Source organism: Geobacillus sp. CX412 (assembly GCF_027942335.1).
Lineage (GTDB): Bacteria > Bacillota > Bacilli > Bacillales > Anoxybacillaceae > Parageobacillus_B > Parageobacillus_B toebii.
The window spans coordinates 1,302,011-1,325,071 of the sequence record NZ_CP103461.1 but is presented as its reverse complement, the minus strand read 5'-3'; the positions used below and the strand labels follow the sequence as shown (position 1 = coordinate 1,325,071).

24 protein-coding genes and 2 pseudogenes are annotated in these 23,061 nt (G+C 43.5%); 6 read left to right on the top strand and 20 right to left on the bottom strand.

Features of this window, described 5'->3' with window-relative positions; all coding sequences use genetic code 11:
• Window positions 1–6: 6 nt before the first annotated feature.
• The 4 genes from NXM86_RS06985 to NXM86_RS06970 are packed head-to-tail and all read right to left on the bottom strand — an operon-like array spanning window position 7 to window position 3,628.
• Window positions 7–753: an IucA/IucC family C-terminal-domain containing protein gene (locus NXM86_RS06985; protein WP_015864148.1), complete on the bottom strand. Its 747-nt coding sequence runs from the start codon at window positions 751–753 to the stop codon at window positions 7–9.
• Window positions 750–1,565, bottom strand: a complete 816-nt coding sequence (locus tag NXM86_RS06980; protein ID WP_062677957.1) for an ABC transporter ATP-binding protein — start codon at window positions 1,563–1,565, stop codon at window positions 750–752. The genes NXM86_RS06985 and NXM86_RS06980 overlap by 4 nt, the downstream gene beginning before the upstream one ends.
• An 18-nt stretch (window positions 1,566–1,583) precedes the next feature.
• Window positions 1,584–2,630 carry a FecCD family ABC transporter permease gene (locus NXM86_RS06975; RefSeq protein ID WP_089097784.1) on the bottom strand — a complete coding sequence of 349 codons (1,047 nt, stop codon included), beginning with the start codon at window positions 2,628–2,630 and terminating at the stop codon, window positions 1,584–1,586.
• Window positions 2,627–3,628 (bottom strand): FecCD family ABC transporter permease, encoded by a 1,002-nt coding sequence (locus NXM86_RS06970; protein ID WP_062755181.1) that lies wholly within the window; start codon window positions 3,626–3,628, stop codon window positions 2,627–2,629. The genes NXM86_RS06975 and NXM86_RS06970 overlap by 4 nt, the downstream gene beginning before the upstream one ends.
• 182 nt (window positions 3,629–3,810) lie before the next feature.
• On the opposite strand from NXM86_RS06970, the pseudogene NXM86_RS06965 reads away from it, so the two are divergent.
• Window positions 3,811–4,786: pseudogene (locus tag NXM86_RS06965) on the top strand (ABC transporter substrate-binding protein).
• A 147-nt stretch (window positions 4,787–4,933) separates the two neighbouring features.
• The gene (locus NXM86_RS06960; protein ID WP_097354954.1) at window positions 4,934–5,428 is read left to right on the top strand and encodes a PCYCGC domain-containing protein; all 495 of its coding nucleotides are present in this window, start codon (window positions 4,934–4,936) and stop codon (window positions 5,426–5,428) included.
• Between the two features lie 65 nt (window positions 5,429–5,493).
• On the opposite strand, the gene NXM86_RS06955 is transcribed toward NXM86_RS06960, so the two are convergent.
• The 3 genes from NXM86_RS06955 to NXM86_RS06945 all read right to left on the bottom strand — a co-directional run bounded on the left by NXM86_RS06955 (window position 5,494) and on the right by NXM86_RS06945 (window position 7,116).
• Window positions 5,494–5,901 carry a VWA-like domain-containing protein gene (locus NXM86_RS06955; RefSeq protein WP_062755294.1) on the bottom strand — a complete coding sequence of 136 codons (408 nt, stop codon included), beginning with the start codon at window positions 5,899–5,901 and terminating at the stop codon, window positions 5,494–5,496.
• 93 nt (window positions 5,902–5,994) lie between these two features.
• On the bottom strand, window positions 5,995–6,825 hold the full coding sequence (locus NXM86_RS06950; protein ID WP_498958798.1) for an EamA family transporter: 831 nt from the start codon (window positions 6,823–6,825) through the stop codon (window positions 5,995–5,997).
• Window positions 6,826–6,918: 93 nt separating this feature from the next.
• Window positions 6,919–7,116, bottom strand: a complete 198-nt coding sequence (locus tag NXM86_RS06945) for a YozQ family protein (protein WP_062677965.1) — start codon at window positions 7,114–7,116, stop codon at window positions 6,919–6,921.
• Between the two features lie 304 nt (window positions 7,117–7,420).
• Here NXM86_RS06945 and NXM86_RS06940 point away from each other — a divergent pair, with 304 nt between their 5' ends.
• Entirely contained in the window at window positions 7,421–7,882 is a 462-nt protein-coding gene (locus tag NXM86_RS06940) for a YndM family protein (protein ID WP_328268505.1), read from the top strand.
• A 29-nt stretch (window positions 7,883–7,911) separates the two neighbouring features.
• Here NXM86_RS06940 and NXM86_RS06935 read toward each other — a convergent pair whose 3' ends face one another.
• Complete coding sequence (locus tag NXM86_RS06935; protein WP_062755172.1) at window positions 7,912–9,102, bottom strand: toxic anion resistance protein; 1,191 nt, start codon at window positions 9,100–9,102, stop codon at window positions 7,912–7,914.
• A 16-nt stretch (window positions 9,103–9,118) separates the two neighbouring features.
• Window positions 9,119–9,751 carry a 5-bromo-4-chloroindolyl phosphate hydrolysis family protein gene (locus NXM86_RS06930; protein WP_498958797.1) on the bottom strand — a complete coding sequence of 211 codons (633 nt, stop codon included), beginning with the start codon at window positions 9,749–9,751 and terminating at the stop codon, window positions 9,119–9,121.
• A 222-nt stretch (window positions 9,752–9,973) separates the two neighbouring features.
• Here NXM86_RS06930 and NXM86_RS06925 point away from each other — a divergent pair, with 222 nt between their 5' ends.
• Window positions 9,974–10,108 carry a hypothetical protein gene (locus NXM86_RS06925; RefSeq protein WP_015864160.1) on the top strand — a complete coding sequence of 45 codons (135 nt, stop codon included), beginning with the start codon at window positions 9,974–9,976 and terminating at the stop codon, window positions 10,106–10,108.
• Between the two features lie 19 nt (window positions 10,109–10,127).
• Window positions 10,128–10,790, top strand: coding sequence for an SIMPL domain-containing protein (locus NXM86_RS06920; RefSeq protein ID WP_015864161.1), 663 nt, complete (start codon window positions 10,128–10,130; stop codon window positions 10,788–10,790).
• Window positions 10,791–10,825: 35 nt separating this feature from the next.
• On the opposite strand, the gene NXM86_RS06915 is transcribed toward NXM86_RS06920, so the two are convergent.
• Window positions 10,826–11,590 (bottom strand): TcaA second domain-containing protein, encoded by a 765-nt coding sequence (locus tag NXM86_RS06915; RefSeq protein ID WP_015864162.1) that lies wholly within the window; start codon window positions 11,588–11,590, stop codon window positions 10,826–10,828.
• A 225-nt stretch (window positions 11,591–11,815) separates the two neighbouring features.
• The gene (locus NXM86_RS06910) at window positions 11,816–13,087 is read right to left on the bottom strand and encodes an MDR family MFS transporter (RefSeq protein WP_062755170.1); all 1,272 of its coding nucleotides are present in this window, start codon (window positions 13,085–13,087) and stop codon (window positions 11,816–11,818) included.
• A gap of 344 nt (window positions 13,088–13,431) precedes the next feature.
• Between NXM86_RS06910 and NXM86_RS06905 the strand changes: the two are divergent.
• Window positions 13,432–14,872 (top strand): annotated as a pseudogene (locus tag NXM86_RS06905) (IS1182 family transposase).
• 281 nt (window positions 14,873–15,153) lie between these two features.
• Here the strand turns inward: NXM86_RS06905 and NXM86_RS06900 are convergent.
• The 9 genes from NXM86_RS06900 to NXM86_RS06860 form a co-directional block, all read right to left on the bottom strand.
• The gene (locus tag NXM86_RS06900) at window positions 15,154–15,339 is read right to left on the bottom strand and encodes a flavin reductase family protein (protein ID WP_375781772.1); all 186 of its coding nucleotides are present in this window, start codon (window positions 15,337–15,339) and stop codon (window positions 15,154–15,156) included.
• Window positions 15,340–15,436: 97 nt separating this feature from the next.
• Window positions 15,437–16,192, bottom strand: coding sequence for an ABC transporter ATP-binding protein (locus NXM86_RS06895; RefSeq protein WP_062677969.1), 756 nt, complete (start codon window positions 16,190–16,192; stop codon window positions 15,437–15,439).
• The gene (locus NXM86_RS06890; RefSeq protein ID WP_143415307.1) at window positions 16,193–16,969 is read right to left on the bottom strand and encodes an ABC transporter ATP-binding protein; all 777 of its coding nucleotides are present in this window, start codon (window positions 16,967–16,969) and stop codon (window positions 16,193–16,195) included. It abuts the gene before it with no gap.
• A complete protein-coding gene (locus tag NXM86_RS06885) occupies window positions 16,966–18,030 on the bottom strand; it encodes a branched-chain amino acid ABC transporter permease (protein ID WP_062677971.1) in 1,065 nt (354 codons plus the stop codon). The genes NXM86_RS06890 and NXM86_RS06885 overlap by 4 nt, the downstream gene beginning before the upstream one ends.
• 14 nt (window positions 18,031–18,044) lie before the next feature.
• Window positions 18,045–18,926, bottom strand: coding sequence for a branched-chain amino acid ABC transporter permease (locus NXM86_RS06880; protein WP_062677972.1), 882 nt, complete (start codon window positions 18,924–18,926; stop codon window positions 18,045–18,047).
• An 82-nt stretch (window positions 18,927–19,008) separates the two neighbouring features.
• Complete coding sequence (locus NXM86_RS06875) at window positions 19,009–20,178, bottom strand: ABC transporter substrate-binding protein (RefSeq protein ID WP_498958796.1); 1,170 nt, start codon at window positions 20,176–20,178, stop codon at window positions 19,009–19,011.
• A gap of 252 nt (window positions 20,179–20,430) precedes the next feature.
• Window positions 20,431–21,075, bottom strand: coding sequence for a GntR family transcriptional regulator (locus NXM86_RS06870; RefSeq protein WP_062677974.1), 645 nt, complete (start codon window positions 21,073–21,075; stop codon window positions 20,431–20,433).
• Between the two features lie 53 nt (window positions 21,076–21,128).
• The gene (gene hpaE / locus NXM86_RS06865) at window positions 21,129–22,643 is read right to left on the bottom strand and encodes a 5-carboxymethyl-2-hydroxymuconate semialdehyde dehydrogenase (protein ID WP_062677975.1); all 1,515 of its coding nucleotides are present in this window, start codon (window positions 22,641–22,643) and stop codon (window positions 21,129–21,131) included.
• A gap of 22 nt (window positions 22,644–22,665) precedes the next feature.
• Complete coding sequence (locus tag NXM86_RS06860; RefSeq protein ID WP_062677976.1) at window positions 22,666–23,052, bottom strand: 5-carboxymethyl-2-hydroxymuconate Delta-isomerase; 387 nt, start codon at window positions 23,050–23,052, stop codon at window positions 22,666–22,668.
• Window positions 23,053–23,061: the final 9 nt, after the last annotated feature.

Sequence of the window (23,061 nt, the reverse complement as noted above, 5' to 3'; positions counted from 1 at the left end):
AGGTTATCAGCTGATCGCCTGACAGCGCTGACTAGCTATACAAGGACATGTCTGACAATGTGTTCCTCCATCTGTTTGGTAATAAAGGCAACATGTTGACCGCTGTCTCGGATGAGCGTTTCCTTTCCAAAATCGTTTTAACGGATTTTGTCGAGGAGTGCCGAATAACGCTCCATCTGCATCGTGAACGAGATAATGAAAATCATCGCAAAGCTGTTCGTGGACATGGGCAAGGGTTTCATCATTCATAAGCGTTTCATACAGCCAATAAATGTAAATCGCGATATTCTCCCATAATATATGGGCAGATATTTTTGTGATTTTCCGCAATTTTTCTATCAGCGGGAAAAGGTGCACCGCAAATAGCTGTCTCACCGTCTCTTCCCGCCATTGATCACGACAGCCCGTGCATATTTCTGTCTTGGGCTCCTCAAAACGAAAAGTCGGCAGCCACCTATCATCATGATCGTCCGTTTCCATCCAAATCCGCTCTGGTGACAGCACAAGCCGTTTATTCCAAACGGACATCGCATAAAGCGACATCGCGACAAGGAAGCTATATCGTTTGATCAACATCGATGCCGCGACAGCGTCATTGGCAGCGCCAAGCCTGTCGCGCACTTTTGCTACATAATCGATGAGCACGCTATCCTCAGACAGACGATCCAAGCGAATCGATAGCGGCGAATTGGTTTGAACGGTTGAAATCCGATATGTTTCTAATACCTTTATTTCCTCCGCGGAAAGAATCATGATGAAACGCCTTCTTTCTGTAGAATGCATCTTCCTTTTCCATATGGAATGCAAAGTGGAGTTCCAAATAGCGGATCATATGTCACTTGACAATCCATTTGAAATACGTCTTTCACCAATTGACAGGAAATGATTTCTTCCGGTTTTCCTTGCGCATATATTTTTTTATCGCGAATCGCCACAATATGGTGAGCGTAGCGGCAAGCCAAGTTTAAGTCGTGAAGCACCATGACAATCGTGCGCTTTTCCTTCTCGTTTAACTCAAACAATAAATCAAGAATTTCAATTTGGTGCGTCATATCCAAATACGTCGTCGGTTCGTCCAATAAAATAATGTCCGTATCCTGCGCCAGCGTCATCGCAATCCAAGCCCGCTGCCGCTGTCCCCCTGAAAGCGAATCGACCGGACGCTCCGCTAATTCTGTCATCCTCGTTGCTTCGAGCGCACGCCGCACCGCTTTTTCATCTTCTTCGCTCCATTGTTTCAGCCACGTTTGGTACGGATATCTCCCTTGCTTAACAAGCTGCAGCACGGTCAATCCTTCCGGAGCCGTTGGCGACTGCGGCAAAATCGCTAACTTTTTCGCCACCTCTTTTGTCGGCAATTTCGCGATTTCCTTTCCTTCCAGCAAAACCGCACCGCCCGCCGGTTTCAAAAGCCGTGCCAAAGCGCGCAATAACGTCGATTTCCCGCAGCCATTTCCCCCGATAAATACGGTAATTTCTCCTTTTGGAATCATTAAATCTAATTCATCAATAATGATCGTGTTTCCATATGATAACGTTAGCTCCTTTGCTTGTAAGGCGTTCATGTTCTTCCACCCCTTTTATTATCGGCTTTTATATAATAAGTAAACAAAATACGGCGCCCCAACTGCCGCAGTAAACACCCCGGCTGGAATTTCCATCGGCGCAAACAACATGCGCCCAGCAAGATCAGCGGCCATCACGAAAATAGCTCCTAATAGCGCGGAGGCCGGAAGAAGCGCTCCAAATGAGGAACCAACAAGCCTTCTCGCCATATGCGGCGCCATCAACCCGACAAAGCCAATGCCTCCCGCGAAAGCGACCGCTCCTCCAGTTAAGGCAGTGCTTAGTAATAGAAGGAAAAAACGCTGCTTTTGCAGGGAAACTCCCGCGCCGATTGCCAATTCATCGCCTAATTCTTGAATGTTCATCTTCCGTACTGATAAAAAACTGATTGCTAATAAGATCAATGCCCATGGTGCAAGCAGTGTAACATGTTTCCACGAAGCGCCATAGACGCTTCCGGTAATCCAAACGTTCGCCTGACTCGCCCGATAAATCGGTCCGGTAATCATCAATAACGTTGTGCATGCCTGCATGAGTGCCGATATTCCAACCCCAATTAATACAAGCCTTAGCGGTGCCATTCCATTTTTCCATGAAAGGACATAGACAAGAAGCGCCGTTATTGTTGCACCAAGAAAAGCGGCGAACGGCAGCCAATGAATACTAATAGTCAAGGAATGGTTTTCATCGCTAAACAACGTCAAAAACGCAACGACCGCTGCCGCGGCCCCGCCCGTAATGCCGAGCACGTCTGGCGAGGCGAGCGGATTGCGAATCATCCCTTGCAAGATCGCTCCCGCCGCCGCAAGCAACATTCCCGCCAACAGTGCGACAAGAATCCGCGGCAAGCGAAACGTATAAATCACGACTTCGTTCATATCCGAACCATTTCCAAACAACGTCTTCGCTATTTCCAACGGGGAAATATACATTTCGCCGCTTCCAATGCTGACAAGAAATATAACCACATTAACAGCTAATAGTATCAAACTAATAGTTATCGCTTTTTTGTCGACTAAAAACGAGATCGACTTCCCAATTCGCAACGATGTATACTTCTTCATTTCGCTAAAATCCCCCTACGGGCAATATAAACAAAAAACGGAACGCCGAGAAACGCTGTCACTATTCCGACCGGGACTTCGCGCGGCATTAAAATATAGCGGGCCCCGATATCGGCCGCAATTAATAAAATCGCTCCGATCAAGGCACAGTACGGCAATACCCAGCGATGGTCCACGCCAACTAGCGCACGCGCAATATGAGGAACGATGATGCCGATAAACCCGATCGGTCCGGCAACAGCAACCGAACTTCCGGCAAGCAGCACGACAAGGAGCGCTGCTCCTGCTTTCACCGCATTCGTGCGCTGTCCTAAACCTTTCGCCACATCATCTCCCATCATTAAAATGTTCACCTTTTGCGCAAACAGCAGCGAACCAATCCAGCCAACGATAAAGTATGGAAGAACGGCTGTTAACATTTCCAGCTTCCGTCCGGCTACCGAACCAGCCAACCAAAATAAGACTTCTTCAAGCGCCTTTTCATTCGCCGCTAACATTCCTTGTGTTAATGAAGCAAACAAGGCGGCGACCGCCGTGCCGGCAAGCGTTAATTTCAAGGGGGTTGCTCCGTCTTTTCCAACAGCGCTAATGATGAACACGATTGCCGCTGCCAGCGCGGCACCGCTAAAAGCGAGCCATGTAAATACTTGCAGCGAATGTACTTGGAAAAAGGTCACAAATAGAACGATAAAAAAGCCAGCACCTGCATTAATGCCGAAAATTCCCGGAGAAGCAAGCGGATTTTTCGTCAGCGCCTGCATGAGCGCTCCCGCCATTGCTAAACTCGCTCCTACCGCCGCAGCAATCAGCGCCCGCGGCAGACGGACCGTTTCAATAATGATATGGGCATTCGAACCGTTATTGTTTGTAAATGCCTCTATCGCATTTTTCCAACTTGTATCGGTATATCCGTAAATGATGCTCATCCAAATGGTTGCAAGCAACAACAAGCATAGGAGGAACAAGCCAATCGATTTCTTCTGGTTTGTGGCTAACATCGTAAATCTCCCTTATATATTATCTATCTCTATCGATAAGTCTATTTGATAATGACTCTCAACGTCAATGGTTTTTTATTTTATTTTCACTCATATTTTTTATTGACAATGATTATCGACATCATTTATTATTTTTGGTGTAAATGAAAATCATTATCAAATAAACTAAAGGGGGATACATAATGTTCAAATCTAAACTCTCCTTTCTCATCGCCGCCGTTCTCTCTCTTCTTGCCATTCTCGGCGGCTGCGGCAAAAATGAGGAGGCAGATCCAAAACAAACGAACAGCAATAAAAAACAAACAGAAACAACCTATACCATTGAACACGCCATGGACACCACAGAAATAAAAGGAACACCGGAGCGCGTCGTCATTTTAACGAATGAAGGAACCGAAGCGCTATTGGCGTTAGGCGTCAAACCGGTCGGCGCGGTCAAATCATGGACAGGCAACCCATGGTACGATCACATTAAAGACAAAATGGAAGGCGTCAAGGAGCTTGGAACGGAAGCAGAACCAAACCTAGAAGCGATCGCGGCATTAAAACCGGATTTAATTATCGGCAATAAACTGCGCCATGAAAAAATTTACGAACAGCTAAAAGCCATTGCCCCGACTGTTTTTTCCGAAACGCTTCGCGGTAACTGGAAAGATAACTTTATGCTCTATGCCAAAGCAGTGAATAAAGAAGAAAAAGGAAAAGAAGTCATCGCTGAATATGACAAGCGTATTGAAGACTTAAAAGCAAAATTAGGCGATAAATTGAAAATGAAAGTATCCATCGTTCGCTTTATGGCAGGAGATGTCCGCATTTATCATAAAGACTCCTTCTCCGGTGTCATTTTAGATCAGCTAGGATTTTCCCGTCCGGAATCGCAAAATGTCAACGACTTTGCCGAAATGGCGTGTAACGAAAGAACGCATCCCGGCGATGGACGGCGATATCCTCTTCTACTTCACCTATGAAACAGGAGACGGAGAAGCAAGCAAACTAGAAAAAGAATGGATTAACGATCCGCTCTTTAAAAGCTTAAACGTCGCAAAACAAGGAAAAGTGTACAAAGTAAGCGACACGATTTGGAACACGGCAGGCGGTGTGCTCGCTGCCCATTTAATGCTCGACGACATCGAAAAATATTTCTTGCAACAACAATGAATGCAATAAAGCTGCCCTGCATACGCAGGGCAGTTTTTTGTGCAAGCAGCCTCCATCAACAGCGCTGTCGGCAGAAAAACGTTGCCGCTTCCGCTGCACTATGTTAGATTGAAAGTACAAGTTTATTATAGAAAGGATGACGATGGCATGAAGCGCACCGCCATTATGGCAGCGTGTCTGCTTTCATTTGGCATCATCATGGGCGCTTGCTCCGATGACAAAGCAAGCGAAACAAAGCATGACCATTCCATGACATATACAACCAATTCCGGGGATATCCGCGAAACGACAAAATCGATCGACCATCTTCCAACCTTTTTAAGCAATTTTGAAGAAGATATGGCTGTTTTGTATCAGCAAGCCGCCAAGCATAAAGACTTGCTCGAGCATATTCCTTGCTACTGCGGCTGCGGAGAAGCGGCGGGTCATAAAAATAACTACGATTGTTTCGTTCATGAAACGAAAAAAGATGGCTCCATCGTTTGGGATGATCACGGAACAAAATGTGGTGTATGCCTTGAAATCGCAAAAGAAGCGATTACGGAATATGACCAAGGCAAATCGATCAAAGAAATACGGAAAATGATTGACGAGAAATATAAAGAAGGCTACGCGGAACCGACACCAACGAAACCGCTGTAATGCAAAAGAGGCTGTCCCCAAAAGGTCGGTTTAACGACCTTTTGCGACAGCCTCATTCTGTCCGCTTACGCCACGCGGATTGGTTTGCCAAACGGCACACGCGGCGTATAATCATCGGGAACAATCCAAAACACTTCGTAATCCACTTCCAATTCTTCGTAAAAATATCCGGTTACATCGGTAATGTAAAAAAGCGTATCGATTTTTTGTTCTTTTGCCCATTCCAATACTTCCGTATATGACGATTTTCCATGTTTAAAATATTTAATAGCCGCCATTCCGACAGGAGACACGTCACGAATTTTAAAATCGGCCTGTACTAACAATGTATCCGGTCTTACTTTTTCAAACAGCTTAACAATGTTTTGAATTAAAATCGGGCGTGACGGACGATTGGATGTATCAATCGCCAAGGCAATGGAATGATCTTTTCGTTCCTTCAGCAGTGAAAGAAGCGCCCTTTGCCATTTCACGATCATCAGCCTCCTTAATTATGATGTTAAAAATCAGTATTAGTATGGACGGGAAGGAAGCTGAGTACGAACTGTTTTTCTTTCCTCTTTCTCCTACAATTTTGTCAAAATCAATCCGAATAACGCAGTAATAATTCCAATAAGCTGGTATGATTTCAATTTTTCCTTAAATAAGTAACAACCAAGCACTACTACGACTAAACAGTTTAAACTAACAATCGGAAATACGATAGAAGCAACACCTTGGTTCAGCGCATAAAGGTAACAGCTAAATCCGATGACGCTAAATAGCGCCACCGCTGTCCCAAGGCGCAACTCCCGCTTTTGTATCATTGTGTTGCGACAGTTCCAAAATAAATACATCCCTCCACCGCCATACATAGCAGTCAGCAAATCCAATGAACCGATGCCGATAACAGAACACCACTTCATCAAAACCCCAACCGCTCCAAACGAAACAATCGCCGTGCCGATATGGATCAGCCAAGGTATGTATTCATAATTTCCTTTCGCCTTCGGAGTGTATTGGATAATGGCAGCAGAACATAACATGCATAAAACGCCAATCCAATGCAGGAGTGGAATGTGTTCGCCAAATACCATTCCAGCCGCCAGCACAGGAAAAATCGCATTCACCGCAATGAGCGGTGCCGTTAAGCTAGCTGGACCTTTTTCAAACGCTTCGGACATTTGAATGTTTCCCGTTGCGTTGCAAATTCCGATGAACGCTCCGAGAATAATCGATGCCACACTAGGATGCAGCGATTTCGTCATCCATCCATACAACGCCATGATAAAAAATGCGATGACATAAAAATAAAACTGAATATGTTGTTTCGACATCGAATGGCGCGTGCTCCACTTCAACAGCGTATTGTTAATGCCGAAACAAACAGCGGTGAATACAGAAGCAGCCAACCACACTTTTGTCTCTCTCCCTGGTGACGATGTACAACTTTTATTATAAATCGAGAAGATGAAATAACGTCAAGGATTTTCACACCTTGACGCCTTTGCTTACTGCTCATTTTGTCCAGAAAGGGGAATATCTTTTCCATTTACATCCTCAATGACCCCATCGACTGTCCCTTCCATATACACATCGCTCACTTGTTCGTGCGTTGTCGCCAACGTGGAAGATAAAGAATCAGTACGTTCATAATCAGACGGATCATATTGTTTTCCCGCAATATTTAAGTTTTCTTGTTTTTTCATTATTCATGCCTCCTTGTTCATTCTACTCATTATTAATGTGAAACAATCAGAAAAAATAAAAAGAGGGAGTTTATGGTTATTTACATGTATACGTTCACACTAAAAAGACAAACTAATGATAAAGAATGATAAGAGAGGATGAACGCAACTTGAAACAAGAAAACAAAATAAGAGCATCGAACAACAACAAAAAGACCGCCAACCGGAAAAAGAGATGGAGAAACAATCCGGATACGGGGATAAAAAACTAGAAGGACCAAATTTTCCGGCTGAATAATTGTTTGCTAAAAGATGACGTTCAGCGATGAGACATTTACTCGCTCTTGCATGGAAATACATGTTGCTTGCCACTGTCTTTTTTGCGATAATCCCGTTATTTTTACGCGTTTCCTCAGCAGAACTGTTATGGTTCAGCTTATGGATGACGCTTGTGGCTTATGCGCTCGGCGATTTATACATTCTTCCGCGTTTTGGCAATTTATCAGCGGTGATTGCCGATTTTGGCCTCGCTTTTGTCGGCGTATGGATCGGAATCGGCATTTTTTACAATGCTGGCGGTGCTGCTGTTATAAACGCCGCATTCTTTTCCGCACTGCTTGTCGCACTAGGCGAAATATTGTTTCACGCCTATATGAATCGAATCGTTCTTCGCCATCAAGATGAGAAAAAAGAACATTCTATGCGGCGAGGGCTGCAAACAGAAATTGCGGAAGAATTTGATGTTCGAAGCGCAACAGACCAAGAGGAAGACAAACAAGAAAGCTGACCTCACTCGATAAGAGGTCAGCTTTTTATTCATCGCTCGTCTCGCTTTAATGACAACAACGTTTGTTTCAGCTGTTCTTCCATCGTAACGAGCTCTCGTTCTACTTGCTGCCGTTTGAGACGGCCTTCTTGCTGGATTTTTAACGTTTCTTCTAATGTCGTCACTAAATTTTCCTGCGTTTTTTTCAACGTTTCAATATCAATGAGCCCACGTTCATTTTCTTTCGCGACTTCAATGCTGTTTGTTTTCAGCATTTCCGAATTGCGAAGTAGCAAATTGTTCGTCGTTTCCGTTACTTGTTTTTGCGCCTCGACCGCTTTTTGCTGGCGGAATAATGTCAGTGCGATCACAACTTGGTTTTTCCATAGCGGAATCGCGGTTAAAATCGAGGATTGAATGCGCTCGACCAGCGTCTGGTTCATATGCTGAATCATGCGGATTTGCGGCGCGGTTTGAATCGTTACTTGCCGGCTTAATTTTAAATCGTGGATACGTTTTTCCAGCCGATCGGCAAACTGCAACAAATCATTCACTTCTTGCATTTCCATTTGGTTTCCTGACCGTTCTGCTTGGGCGCGTTTTTCCGGAATCACTTTCGTCCGCAATTCTTCCAGTTTATGCTCTGCCGCCGCGATATAAATGTTAAGCGCATCAAAGTATTCTTTATTTTTTTCGTACAATGTTTCTAGCATCATAATGTCGCGAAACAGCAATTGACGGTGCTTTTCCAGTTGATCGGCGATTTTATCAATTTCCACGCCAATTTTTTGATACTTCGCGATCATGCCTTGCAGCGATTTTGATACAGAGCCAAACAGCCGCGCAAACAATCCTTTTTTCGCCGGAAGCAAGTCATCCGGATTCACTTCTTTAATTTTCGTCATTAAATCACTGATCACTTCCCCAACGGGCCCTGCATCTTTTGTTTGCACATGATGTAAAATCGTATGGGAAAACTTCGACAGCTCTGCCTGCGCCGCAACCCCGTATTGAATGATGGCTTGCTGGTTGCGCGGATCGATTTGTTTCGCAAGCTGCAGTGCTTTGTCGCGATGTTCCGGCTTTAACGTATCGATCAGTCTTGTCGGCTGCGTTTGTTTATGAATATCCGTCTCCTCTTGTTCATTCGGTAAGGAAAACGGATTTTCCAAAAGCGAATCCAGCGAGCTTGTCCACTGCTCGCGAAGATCGTTTGCCGGCATGTGATCAGACGGTTTCATAGTCGTTCTCCTTTCTTCACTTTATCGTTTCTGGCAGCTTTTGTTGCTCTAACGACTGCTCGAGCAGTTTCGTTTCTACTTGTAAATCAAACACATCATTCGAAAGTATCTCCAATAACCGCCGCTCCGCCGAAGCGGCTACTTCATCAAGAAGCCGTTCCGTCTTCCACAACGCCTCTTTCATCTCTTGATTGCGTACAGGCTGATTGATTAAATAAACATATTTTTCGATCATCGTCACCGCCATTGGCAGTTCGTTTAAGAAAAACGATTGGGCAAGACGAAATTGATGTGGATGTTGTTCCACCGCGCGAATCATTTTATCGACAGCCGTACATATTCGCGAAATTTTTTGCCACATGACAAGGGAGCGAACGCGGAAACGAGCGATGCGCATTTGTTTCCATTTTTTCCGCGCCTCATGAAGCTGTGAGTGAATATACACTTTCTCTTCTTTTAAAAGCCCTCCCGGCGTAATTTTTCCATCCCTCTTTTTCATCACGAACGATGTAGCAAGCATTGCTCCCATTCCGGATAAAAAGGAAGGAAAAAAGCGAAAATCAGCAAGAAAAAACGTTGTTACCGCCACTATAACACCTACATTCCAAGAAACAAACCAGCGCCATAACGTTCTAAGCAACTGTTTCATCGTCCATCCCTTTCTCCTGATCTATTTACTTTCATTATAGCATGTCCACTTTCTTTCATACGTGTCAATTGCCGATTTTGTTTCATTTATCTAACTGGTAATCGTTAGAGTTCATATGGAAAATTTGTGACGCTGTCATGGATCCATCACCTCTTCGCGCATAGGACAACATAACGGACGAATATGCTGTAACAAAAAGCATATACAAAGGAGCTGGGCCGCATGAAACATATTGATTGGCAAATGGTATATTTTGTCGGTGCCACGTTATTAAAAGAATATTGGTGCTATATCGGGCTGCCGCGCGTTTACTATTGGAGCATCAACGATTATGAGGATAATAATAAAGCAGCGTAAAAATGAAAGGAGAATCATGATGCAAGAATGGTATATGCCGATTCAAAGAAGCAAGCCAGCCGTGAAAACGATCACGGTCACCGGACAAGGGACCATCATTACGAAACCCGATACGGTCATCATTACACTCGGAGTACGAACAGAACATAAAAACGTACACGAAGCGCTCGCAGAAAACGCAAAACGAGCGAATGCCATGATTCACGCGCTGAAAGCAATTGGAGTGAGGGAAGAAAATATCGATACTGCTTCCTTTTCGATTTATCCGAAATATGATTACTCTAACGGAAATGCCGCTTTAATCGGCTATGAAGTAGAGCATATTTTCGACATTACCGTCAAAGATCCAAAATCCGTCGGCAACATTTACGATACCGCTGTCCAAAACGGCGCAAATATTGCCCGCCACATTCAATTCCGCCTCGCTAATGAACAACCGTACTACCAGCAAGCACTTTCTCTTGCCGTAAAAAACGCGAAAGAAAAAGCCATCGTGATTGCCCGCACTCTCGGTCTTCCATTGCACGACATACCGATCCAAGTAACAGAAGAAAGTGTCGCTCCATCGATTCCGCGCACTCCTTCCTCCATCGCAACGCTAGCCGCCTCAAAAGCAGTCACGCCGATTCAGACGCAAGATATTATCATCACCGCTACAGTGCAGGCCGTATTCCCATATTAGACAAAAAGATCCTTCCACTTCGTGAAGGATCTCCATCATTCTCTCGTCAAATCCACTTCATGTACTCGTGAACCGCCAAATAAAGCAACTTTTTTTGTTTGTTTTTCACGTTTTTCCCCGTCCTTTTTTACGCTAGTAATCGTATATGTCCCAGGCAAATACGGACCGACCTTTTTCACCAATGGATCTTTTGTCGGTTTTCCTTTTACTTCCTTGCCATTAATGATAATTTTATCATCCGGCTCATTCAAACGAATGTTAAAAAAGTACAAGGTCGGTTCAAAAACGTAGCGATCTCCATATACTTTAATGGTAAAAATAGGAGGTTTTGACGTCAGCCCTTTTATATATACGTGCTTCATTTTCTGCTGTTTCTCAAAGTCCTTCTCTAACTTTTCATACGCGTTCGGATGATCCTTTAAATAGGCGAATAAAGGCTGAAGCGTCGTTTCATTGACGGAAAGCGACTCATCAGGAATACGGATATACTTTTTCAAATCGGCGATATCTTCGTCTTTTAAAGCTTGTTCCAACCGCATAATCGCCACTTTTCTCTCCGCAGTATTTTTGAGGGCTCCATATCCTTTTAAAATCAGCCCTCCAATGCCCCATACCGCCATGACAGCGAGAGCGATGCGCCAAATGAGGCGATAATATTTTTTTCGCCGCTTTTGCATAAAAAGACGCGCTTGTTTTCTCTGTTCATAGCGCGCTAACATCGCTGTGCCGCTTCCCTCGGTTCTTGTTTCTGTACGATTTGACCCCCTTATCGTTTCATCGAGAGACACCTGTTGTTTCACTGTGCTTCCCCTCTCCTGTCTTTATTTCTAGTTCATCTTTATGCCAGAATCAGGGAATCTATGTTACGAAAACAACCAGTATGCCCTAGTGTTTATTATTATAAAACGTGTACAAAACCGCATGCCAATGTTTTGCACTTGGCGATGCGGTTGGTTTCCAGCCTTCATTCTTTAGTTGCGCACAAACAAGGCGCTTGCACCTGTCACCTTCATTGGTTTTGAACATTATGTTAATGCTTTGTGTGTTTGCCGTTTTTCAAGCAATTGAAACATAATCATATATAAGGCCGCACTTATGAAAGAAAGCATACTTAACAAGAAAAACGTCCATTCATACCCGAGCCATATCGTTGCCGTGATCGAAAGCGGGGCAATCGCCCGTCCGATCGTCCAGCGCAAGCTCGCAGCCGCAAAATACTGCCCGCGCATCTCCTCCGGAGCAAGCTTGGAAATAAACGTTTGCTGGATTCCTACTGTCATCAGCTCCCCAAACGTAAACAATCCCATCACCAAAATAAGTCCCCAAATCGATGTCGTTTGTCCAAACAAAAAAATCGCAATTCCATAAACAATGGACGACCCAACAAACGCCGTCCGTTCATGATAACGTTCCATCCATTTCGTTACCCACACGGTAAACAGCACAACAAGCAAGCCGTTTTCGGAAATAAGAAGGCCAAATGCTTTCTCTCCAGTAAGCGTAAACGACCAATCACCGAAGGAAAATAACGTTTGCCTCTCCACCGTATCTTTTGTATACACAGGAATCAGTAAATCCAGCTGCATAACCGTCTGTGCGACAAGAATACCTGCAATGATAAACAATAGAAATATTCGGTCGCGCACAATCACGCTGTACTGACGGACTTGCTGCCACAAAAACTCATACCATTTCCCGTGCACCAGCTCTCCGTTTTCACGCGCGGGCACAGTCTCACGAAGCCATTTTGTCAATACCGCAGCGAGAAACAGAAACAAAAATGCCGTAGCAAGCAATAACTCAAAAAGATAATGTTCATAAAACACCCCGCCAATAATCGGTCCGACCACAACAGCAACATTGATGGACATATAAAACACGGCAAAGACGCTGCTGCGATGTTCTTCCGGCACCACATCGGCAACCATCGCCTGGCTTGCGGGCCAGTAAAACGCCCCGCAAATTCCGGCGATCGTAAAGCAAAGATACCCCACGAACGGCGAAGTAAACCACGGAGAACTAGCAAGCGCAAAAAAGAAAAACGCTGCCCCTTGACCATAGGCAGACAACACCATCATCCGCTTGCGTCCGAATACATCCGCGCAATATCCGCCCATCAAACTAGCGATCACGGAAAAAATTTGCGAAACAATCAATAATAGTCCTGCTTTATCCTTTCCAAATGACTCAGTAAAATATATCGCCATAAACGGAAAAAACATCCAAAATGCGATATGGACGAGCGCCTCGCCAAATAAGCGCATCTTTAAATTCCGATCCCAGTCGCGTATTCTCATATACACACCTCCCTTCTCTTTTGCTGCATCCTAGTAGACAAATATCTGACACAATCACTATATCGCCTGCCAATTATACCATATAGTTTTATGTTTGTATCTTTTCGGGAATATTTTTTAGCGAAAACACTATTTGTTTTCATCTGTAACTATTGAGTCTAATACAAATATTCTGTTGTCAAGAGTCGTATAAAATAAAAGAGACTGTCCCAAAAGTGTTCGCATAGCACTCGCTTTTGGTCAAAAAAAGAAGAAAACCGTTCCTTTTTGGTATACACAATCCTACCAAGAAAGGACAGTTTTTTATGTACATTTATTATAACCGATTTTGCCATGGATCTTGAATTCTCATTCCCGAACATCATCTTTGCCGGATCGCGGATCTAGCAGTAGAAAAAATGGATCCAGCTCTGTTCGTTTCCCTCTATCCTGGCGGAGGCCGCCCAGCCTATCACCTGAAAATGATGTTGAAAGTCATCCTGTATGCCTACGCCAATCGGATCTACTCCTCTCGCCAAATCGCCAAGCAGTTGAAAGAAAACATTTACTTTATGTGGCTCTCCGGCCATCAAACACCGGATTTCCGCACGATCAACCGATTTCGCTCGGAACGGATGAAGGACGTCATTTACGAAATATTCTTCTCCATTGTCGATCTTCTGCGTCAAGAAGGGCTCGTCAAACTAGAGGATTACTTTCTGGATGGAACGAAAATCGAGGCCAATGCCAACCAATACGACTTTGTTTGGTGCAAATCAACAGAAAAGTACGATCAGAAGTTGGAAGAGAAATTCCGAAAAATCGTTGCCTAGATCGAACAGGTGGCAAAAGAAGATGAAGAGACGGAACAAGAAGGGGATTTTCAAGAAAAACTGGAGGCTTCACCGATCACGTCGGAAGAGATCGAAGCCGTGATCGAACAAGTGGAAGAACGCTTAAAGAAAGTTCCGAAGAACCGCACGTTAAAGAAAGCCAAACGGGCAATTGGGATAAGATCTTCTCCTTCGCAAGAAGAAATATGAAGAATACAAAAAAAGTGTTAGGCGAACGGAACAGCTTTTCGAAAACGGATCCGGATGCGACATTCCTGCAGATGAAAGACGACCATATGAAAAATGGGTAGCTAAAACCGGGATACAATGTACAAATAGGAACAGAAAACCAATTTATCATTGGGTTTAGCGTGCATCAACGGGCAGAGGATGCCGGATGTTTCATTCCGCATTTGGAGCAATTGGCCGCCTATGGACGCCCAATGCCCAAACGGGCCATTGCGGATTCCGCCACAACACGCTGGGCCTAGAACAAACGAATCGTAGGCGAAAGAGATCGGCCGAATCGAGAACATGACGTATGATGAGGAACTGGATGAGTGGATTTGCGCCAAAGTGGAACAGTTGGGGTTTGTGTATGAACGGAACGAAACGACCGACAACGGGCACGTCACCGTCAAACGGACGTATCGTTGTACGATATGTGCCGGATGCCCGTTTCAAGCGGCATGCACCAAAGACAAAGACACAAAAACCATCCACGTTTCTTTGAAAAAACAACAACGGCAGGAAATTCGGGAACGGCTGTCCACGGAAGAAGGAGCGGCAACGTATCGAAAACGAGCCGGTGCTTGGGCAAATCAAGCATAACCAGCAATTCCAGCGCTTTTTGTTAAGAGGTCTCCCAAAAATTACCGTGGAATGGGGACTTATTTGTGCTGCCCACAATTTGAATAAGTGGGCGGCCACCGTCAACCCAATGAAAAGAAAAAGGGAGAACATACAGGGATAAGAAGAAGCAGATCCTTTGAGAAAGCAAAAAATATCCAAATGAAGTAAAAGCAAAGCAGAAGGCTGTCCTCAAAATGTCGTTTTACGACCTTTTGGGACAGCCTTTTCGTTTATTATTCCTTCGCGGTGCTTCGCTTCCCTTCAAAGAACAATAAAGGATCTCCAGCTTCGTCTTTCATCAAAATGTCCCGCACTTCGCCAAAATACATCGTATGATCCCCGATAAATAGGAGCTATGTATTTACATAAGGTAAAATCGGTTGTCCGTTTACCCATAGAAATCTACCTTTTCCCTTCCTTTAGTTGCTCGGCAAACAGGCGGGGAAGATCCTCATGCTCTCTCACTAAAATGTTCACAGCGAACTTGCCCGTTTGTTTAATAATTGGATTCATTCTTGCCTTCTCCCTAATAGAAACGAGAACTGTCTTCGGATTAAGCGAAGCGGACATGGACGCGTTTGATGCCATTCCTTTTATTTCTCCTTGAAAATGTCGATATAACCGTAACACCTGTCGCGAATTTTCCCATCGCGTTTCAATGGAGTTAATTAATTATGTTATGTTCCTACTTGTTTGATATTGTTGTCTCATCATATGAGGTCCTTTTTTGAATTCCTAAATAAGCATTTTTTACTCGTTCATCGTGCAATAGCTCATCCGCTTTGCCTTGAATAGCGATTTCACCGCGGTCGAGCACACAAGCATAGTCTGCAATTTGCAATGCTGCTCGTACGTTTTGTTCTACTAGCAAAATAGTCATGCCAAGCTGATCCCGTAATTGCTCGAGCAGTTTCATAATCTCTTTCACAACAAGCGGAGCAAGACCTAAAGAAGGTTCATCTAACAACATCAATGTCGGTTTTGCCATTAATCCTCGTCCGATTGCCAACATCTGTTGTTCTCCTCCACTCAACAAGCCCCCGGGTCTGTCTAGCATCGTTTTTAACTTTGGAAAAACTTCCAACACGTTTTCATAATCCCTCATCACTTGCTGAAAATCGTGCCGATATCGATGATACGCTCCTAACAGTAAGTTATCTTTTACAGACAAATCATCGAAAATTTGTCGGCGCTCCGGAACGAGGCAAATCCCCTTTTTTACGATTTGTTCTACTTTCCCATAAGGAAGTGCCTCGTTTTCAAAAATAATTTCGCCCTCTTTCGGTAGATATATGCCTGCAATTGTACCTAGCAACGTGCTCTTTCCTGCTCCGTTTGCCCCCACAATCGCCATAATTTCCCCTTTACCAATTTGCAAATGAATTCCTTTTAGTACGTGCAAATGACCGTGATAAACATGAAGATCATTTAACGCCAGCATCTATATCATCTCCTCCTCCCCTAAATACGCTTTAATGACATCCGGGTGCTGTGAAATTTCTTCAGGGCTCCCCTCCGCGATTTTCTTTCCGTAATCTAATACAACGATTCGATCCGCAATCGACATCACCGTTTCCATATCATGTTCGACAAACAAAAATGCCATGCCATTGCTTCTCATAGTCAATAAAACCTCGACTAATTTTTTTGATTCATGCGGATTTAACCCAGCCATCGGCTCATCTAACAAAATAAGGGAAGGATTGGAGGCAGCTGCTCTTGCGATCTCTACTAACCGCTGCGTTCCGTACGGTAATACGTCTGCTTTTTCAAAAGCAAGATGTTCAATTCCAATTTGTTGCAGACATGCGAATGCTTGTTCCAGCGCTTGTTTCTCCTCTTTTGACACCCGCGGCAAACGAATCCCCGCGCTGAATATCCCCGTTTTTAACCGCGGGTGCAGACCAACCATAACATTTTCAATTACGGTCATATTTCCAAACACTTGAAGATTTTGAAACGTTCTTGTTATTCCTAACTGTGCAAGCTGAAAAGGTTTTTTACCAACGGTGGAACTCCCTTTGAAAACAATAGAACCGCTCGTTGGCGAGAGAATACCTGTAATAACATTAAACAGCGTCGTCTTACCTGCCCCGTTCGGTCCAATGACCGCAACAATTTCTCGATCATGAACGTGAAACGAAACGTTCTGCACGGCATGAACGCCTCCAAACGATTTTGATAATTGATGGACTTGTAAAAGTACATTTTCCTTCATAGACGTTCGCCCCCTATAGAACTGGCATTCTCATTTTCCGAAACAAGCATTGACTCGTTTTTTCGGCGCCAGGCAGGTAACACTCGTTTTACTATTTTCGATATGGAATGAGACAATCCGTTTGGCATGTAAATAAGAATAATAACAAGCAAAATTCCAAAAAATACAATCTCAAATTCCCCGCTCGCATTCGGAATAAATAGCGGGACAATCTCTTTTAACAGCTCTCCTAGACATACGTATACTGCCGCGCCAATCAAACCACCCCAGACGTTTCCAGTTCCACCTATTACAACCATAATTAAAAAATAAATAGACGTAATCATTTCAAATAATTGCGGGTTAATAAATGTAACATAATGCGCGTACAAACTGCCTGCAACGGCTGCATAAATGGCGCTGATCATAAACATTTGCAGCTTATATTTTGTAATGTTCACTCCTAGCGAATTCGCTGCAACTTCACTTCCATGAATTGATAACAACGCTCTGCCTATTCTAGATTGAACAATATTACGAGCAAAAAGAATGCCGATCAATGCGAAGATCCATACAAGATAATAAAACTGAAAATCCGTTTGAATGGTAATCCCAAATAGACTGATAGGCGGAATTCCAAAAAATCCGTTTAGTCCACCAGTTATTTCTTTCCATTCCTTAAAAAAAGTGAATACAATGACACCAAAACCTAAAGTAGCCAATGCTAAGTAATGTTCTCTTAATCGAAATGCAGGAATGCCAATAATAAATGCTACCATTGCCGCGATAACCGCTCCCACCATCATGGCAAGCCATGGAGAAAGTCCAAAGTGGGTAGTGAAATATGCAGACGTATAAGCTCCTATTCCGTAAAATGCCGCTTGTCCTAGCGATATTTGTCCTGCGTATCCCATCAGTAATGTCAATCCTGTGCTCACAATCGTATAAAATCCAATCATAATAAGCGTGCTTAACAAATAGTTATTCGTTGAAAAAACAAGTGGCAGGCCAAGCAAAATTACAACAAACAGAATCGATCCTTTTGTGCTTCTGTTATATACTTTATTTAAATCTAGGCCCATATTGCTTTTCCCCCTTATACCCGTTTCCCAGACGCCTTTGCAAAAATTCCATTTGGCATAAAAAACAAAACAAGCAAAAGTAATCCGAAACTAATCGCATCTTTATACCCTGAAGAAAAATATCCCTCTGTAAACGCCTCCAAAATCCCTATTATAAAAGCTCCGACAATGGCAGCGGGCGCATTTGTCAGTCCTCCAATTACCGCGGCGATAAATGCTTTTAGTCCTATCATCACTCCCATGTCATACGAAGCGCCAGAAATAGGAGCAATAATGATTCCTGCTAATGCCCCAAGCCCCGCGCTGATAACAATGGCCCCAAATGACATTTTTCGTGGTTGAATTCCCATTAGACGAGCAGCAAAAGGATTCACGACGCAAGCTGTCACCGCTTTTCCCATATAGGTCTTATTAAAGAAGAAATATAAAACGGCTAAACTTATTAAAGAAATTCCAATCGCCCATATATTTTGTGTTTGAATGACAGCCCCGAAAATCTGTAAGGAATCATTGCCGGTAAACGGTCGTAACGCATAAGGCTGCGTTCCCCAAACAAAAATCGCGATTCCACGAAAAACAAACGCTACCCCAATCGTAATAATAATTAATGTAGCTGTAGATGAATGCCTCGCTGGATGAATGGCAGATCTTTCAAATAATACACCAATGATCATCACTAAAACAACACTAAGCAATATAGAGAGAATAAAAGGAAAACCGCTGTTTACAAAGGAAATGCAAATAAGCGCCCCCAGCATCGCAAAATCACCTTGAGCTAGGTTTAAAATACCAGTAATGCTATAGGTAATCACAAATCCCAGTGCGACTAATGCATAAATGCTACCAACCGTCAATCCCGAAAAAAGTAACTGCACAAACTGACTCCATACATCCATCTTCTGTCCACTTCCTTTTCTAATCATTCTTTAATGTAAAAGAAAGGGAATTAGTCATCTAATTCCCTCCTTATACGAGGTTTTACTCCGCAAGCACAAACTTGCCATCTTTGATTTGCACCATTACTAAGCTATCCGCTGTTAATCCGGTATGATCGTTTTTCGTCATATTAAAGATTCCCGATATTCCAATAAAGTTTTTCGTGTTTTCCAATTTTTCTTTTATTTTTTCTTTATCCGTTCCTGCTTCTTTGATCGCATTGATCAATAAATGGAACGCATCCCATGCATGTCCGCCAAATGTAGTTGGTTCATAGTTATACGCTTTCTCAAAATCTTTCTTATAATTCAGTAACATTTCTTTTTGCGGATCACTATCCGGCAATTGTTCTGCCACTAAAATACGTCCAATTGGGAAGATAACCCCTTCCGCTGCTTCCCCCGCTAAATCAATAAAGCTCTTTGTACCGATTCCATGGCTTTCAATAACTGGTATATTAATACCTAACTGATGAATATTTTTTGTAACAACTGCTGATTCTTGAGTGGTCCCCCATACGATAATCGCTTGAGGGTTTGCTTTTTTCACTCTCGTCAGCATCGCTTTTGCATCGTCTACGGTTGCTTCAAACTCTTCTTCAATAATTGCTTTTATCCCGTAATTAGGGGCTAAACGTTTAAATTCCTCATGTCCGCTTGTTCCGTAAGCGTTCGCGACATTGAGCCATGCCACTTTTTGTAGGCCATTTTCTTTTAAATAGCTTAATAGTTTAGAAATCACGATGTCGTCACCTTGAGCGGTTTTAAATGTCCAATTTCTTGGAGAATGATCATCAGGTTGGACTATTTGTTTACTAGCTGCTAAGGAGATGTATGGAATACCTGCTTTTTCGATTTGAGGAATCATGGCGAGTGCATTACCGCTAATCGTACCACCAATAATCGCTGTGACTTTTTCTTGTTCAATAAGTTTTTTCGTGGATAATACAGCTTCATTTTGATCAGACTTATCATCATAAGTAATCAATTCTATTTTTTTGCCATTAACCCCACCATTTTCATTCAGTTCCTTGACTAGCATCTTCACTGTTTCCATTTCCGGTTTTCCTAATGGCGCAGCTCCCCCAGAAGCAGAAAATATTCCACCAATTTTAATCACTTCGGATTCGGAACCGCTTGAAGGTTCCTTGCCACACGAAGCAAGAATGAATACGCATAACATAGATATCATGACCAATAAAAACTTTCTCATCCCTCATCGAATCCCCCTTAAAAATCCTGATAAATGGTACCGTTTTCATTTATGCGAAGTCTACACACAGCTGTGTGGCACGAATTATTTATGCAAAGAGAGGCAAAAAACTGGAGTCGTAGTAAGATAGGAGGTAGCATTTATACATTTTCGGTATATGAAATAATATATGACAAAGCGTAAATGACAATCACTTATTTATCATCCCATTCAACTAAAGCATTACCGCTTTAGTTGAATGGAGAAGTGATACTAGCGATTTTTGAAAGCTTCCACCGTATTTAATTTGTGCTGACGAACAAAGCCCTCAATTTCGTTTCGTGGCGCTTGTTCCTTTAACAGACGGATAATTTCTTCATGTTCTTTAATGGATTCCTTCGCCCGCTGCGGCACAAAGGTAAACCCATACGCGCGGATTCGCCTCATTCGCTGCCAAATTTGCTTAATTTGCTCTTCTAAATACGCGTTGCCACAATGTTTGTAAATGAGCGCATGAAATTCATAATTGAGTTCACTAAATCGCTCAAAGTCAAATTCCTGCAGCGCCTGCTCCATCTTTTTATTTAATTCTGTTAATTGTTGAATCATCCCCTCCTTCATATTACTGGAGCTTAGCGCTGTCGCGTATCCTTCAAGCACCGCCAAGACAGACAACGTTTCTAAATATTCTTTCTCGTTAATGTTGCTGACGATAGCACCCGTGTAAGGCTTATATTGAATCCACCCTTCCGCTTCCAATTGGCGGATTGCCTCCCTGACCGGAATGCTACTCAAGCTTAACTCTCGGGCAATTTGATCGATGACGATCCGATATCCCGGCCCATACAAGCCGTTTTCGATGCGAGAAAGAATATATTCATAGGCAATTTGTGTTTTGTTTTTTGTTTTGGATTCCATACTATTATCATATATCATATGCTATATGCTCACAAGCATGTAATTTTTCTATTTTATCCATGTTGGGCGGAAGCAGCGGAAGGTTGTTTGAATTTTCCGAATTTTGGTATCGGATGATCGCCGATAGAAACGTGAATCACTTGCACTTCCGTATAAAAGTCGAAGCTGTAATGACCGCCTTCGCGGCCGATACCACTGTATTTCGTGCCTCCAAACGGAATGCGCAAATCCCTGACGTTTTGCGAATTTACCCACGCCATTCCGCTTTCGATCGATTGGGCGATGCGATGGCCTCGTTTTATATCGTTCGTCCATACATATGCCGCTAGTCCGTATTTTACGTCATTTGCCATTCGAATCACTTCTTCTTCCGTTTCGAATGACATTACTGCCATAACTGGGCCAAAAATTTCTTCCTGCGCCACTTTCATGCTGTTATGACAATTCAATAGCAGCGTAGGCGGTACAAAGTTTCCTTTTTTCAGCTCCTCCGGAACGTCCGCCGAATAAACTTCCGCTCCTTCTTGTTTTGCGATTTCGATATAATTCATCACCGTTTCCCAATGTTTTCGGTGAATGAGTGGTCCGACTTCCGTCAAAGGATCCATCGGGTCGCCAATGGAAATATTTTTCACTCGTTCCTTGAGTTTTTCGACAAACGAATCATAAATCGATTTTTCTAAAAACAGGCGGGAATTGGCGGTGCATCTTTCGCCATTGAAGGAGAAAATGCCCCATACTACCGCATCAAGCGCTTTTTCTAAGTCCGCGTCTGCAAAGACGATGACCGGAGATTTTCCTCCTAATTCCATCGACGTCTTTTTCAATGTATCGGCACTGTTTTTGATAATCTCCGAACCCGTTGTCGTTTCACCTGTAAAGGAAATAAGCCGCACATCCGGATGGGCGACAAGGGAAGCTCCCGCGGTTTCTCCAAAGCCGTGCACAACGTTAAATACCCCTTTTGGCAGTCCCGCTTCATGAATAATTTCTGCCAGTTTGTTTGCCGTCAGTGGCGACCATTCCGCTGGCTTCAACACAACGGTATTTCCAGTAGCCAGAGCCGGCGCAACTTTCCATGTTTCTAGCATAAACGGCGCGTTCCACGGCGTAATTAATCCTGCTACACCGACCGGTTTGTAAATGGTATAATTGAGAAATTGTCCGTCCACGTGATACGCTTCCCCAACCATGCGGCTTTTCACCATTTCCGCATAAAATCGGAAGTTTTCGGCAGCGCGAGCCGCCTGCTTTTTCGTTTGGCTGATTGGCAGCCCCGTATCAAGCGATTCCAAATACGAAATTTCCTCCGCATGTTTTTCAATTAAATCGGCAATCCGCAAAATATATGTCATTCGTTCTTGGACGGACATCGTTCGCCACGGTCCATTGTCAAACGCTTCTTTCGCCGCACGGACAGCTGCGTCAATATCCTCTTTCAAGCCTCCCGCCACTTCATTAATGACTTCGTTCGTAAATGGATTTATATTTTCAAAATAGTTGCCTGATGCGCCTTCAACAAATTCTCCATTGATATAGTGGAGCACGTTGCTGATTTTGGCTGCCATGCTTTTCCCTCCTAACGAGTAATTACGTTTGGTAACGGCGATGAATATTATTATGTTTGTATGTTCCCGATTCACTAAATTCATGTAGTTCTAGAGATAGCGCCAAGTACCGCTTCTCGTAAAGCGCGGAGAAATGCTCCTTCATAACGCTAAAAATTTCCTCGCAAACCGCTTTTTTATCCTCTTCTGAACGTCCTGCGCCGATTTTCAGCGTGCCGTGCACAAACGCATCGTCCTCTGTGCCGTCGGCAACGTAATATTCTTTCAATTCAATCGCTCTTGAACGAATGCCGCCGATCGGGAACAAATCGCTTTGCGAGATAAGCACTTGATGAACTTTGCGCAATAGTTCATGAATATTCGCTTCTTTTGCGATATTATCGGTGTATTCCAAAATAAAGTGAGGCATGAAAACGGG

Coding starts and splice junctions, on each gene's coding strand:
- NXM86_RS06875 (WP_498958796.1), bottom strand. CDS start 20,178: ATGAGAAAGTTTTTATTGGTCATGATATCTATGTTATGCGTATTCATT.
- NXM86_RS06935 (WP_062755172.1), bottom strand. CDS start 9,102: ATGAAACCGTCTGATCACATGCCGGCAAACGATCTTCGCGAGCAGTGG.
- NXM86_RS06885 (WP_062677971.1), bottom strand. CDS start 18,030: ATGGGCCTAGATTTAAATAAAGTATATAACAGAAGCACAAAAGGATCG.
- NXM86_RS06980 (WP_062677957.1), bottom strand. CDS start 1,565: ATGAACGCCTTACAAGCAAAGGAGCTAACGTTATCATATGGAAACACG.
- NXM86_RS06910 (WP_062755170.1), bottom strand. CDS start 13,087: ATGAGAATACGCGACTGGGATCGGAATTTAAAGATGCGCTTATTTGGC.
- NXM86_RS06960 (WP_097354954.1), top strand. CDS start 4,934: ATGAAGCGCACCGCCATTATGGCAGCGTGTCTGCTTTCATTTGGCATC.
- NXM86_RS06870 (WP_062677974.1), bottom strand. CDS start 21,075: ATGGAATCCAAAACAAAAAACAAAACACAAATTGCCTATGAATATATT.
- hpaE (WP_062677975.1), bottom strand. CDS start 22,643: ATGGCAGCCAAAATCAGCAACGTGCTCCACTATATCAATGGAGAATTT.
- NXM86_RS06925 (WP_015864160.1), top strand. CDS start 9,974: ATGAAACATATTGATTGGCAAATGGTATATTTTGTCGGTGCCACGTTA.
- NXM86_RS06945 (WP_062677965.1), bottom strand. CDS start 7,116: ATGAAAAAACAAGAAAACTTAAATATTGCGGGAAAACAATATGATCCG.
- NXM86_RS06880 (WP_062677972.1), bottom strand. CDS start 18,926: ATGGATGTATGGAGTCAGTTTGTGCAGTTACTTTTTTCGGGATTGACG.
- NXM86_RS06930 (WP_498958797.1), bottom strand. CDS start 9,751: ATGAAACAGTTGCTTAGAACGTTATGGCGCTGGTTTGTTTCTTGGAAT.
- NXM86_RS06890 (WP_143415307.1), bottom strand. CDS start 16,969: ATGAAGGAAAATGTACTTTTACAAGTCCATCAATTATCAAAATCGTTT.
- NXM86_RS06920 (WP_015864161.1), top strand. CDS start 10,128: ATGCAAGAATGGTATATGCCGATTCAAAGAAGCAAGCCAGCCGTGAAA.
- NXM86_RS06900 (WP_375781772.1), bottom strand. CDS start 15,339: ATGGCATCAAACGCGTCCATGTCCGCTTCGCTTAATCCGAAGACAGTT.
- NXM86_RS06940 (WP_328268505.1), top strand. CDS start 7,421: ATGAGACATTTACTCGCTCTTGCATGGAAATACATGTTGCTTGCCACT.
- NXM86_RS06895 (WP_062677969.1), bottom strand. CDS start 16,192: ATGCTGGCGTTAAATGATCTTCATGTTTATCACGGTCATTTGCACGTA.
- NXM86_RS06860 (WP_062677976.1), bottom strand. CDS start 23,052: ATGCCTCACTTTATTTTGGAATACACCGATAATATCGCAAAAGAAGCG.
- NXM86_RS06985 (WP_015864148.1), bottom strand. CDS start 753: ATGATTCTTTCCGCGGAGGAAATAAAGGTATTAGAAACATATCGGATT.
- NXM86_RS06970 (WP_062755181.1), bottom strand. CDS start 3,628: ATGTTAGCCACAAACCAGAAGAAATCGATTGGCTTGTTCCTCCTATGC.
- NXM86_RS06975 (WP_089097784.1), bottom strand. CDS start 2,630: ATGAAGAAGTATACATCGTTGCGAATTGGGAAGTCGATCTCGTTTTTA.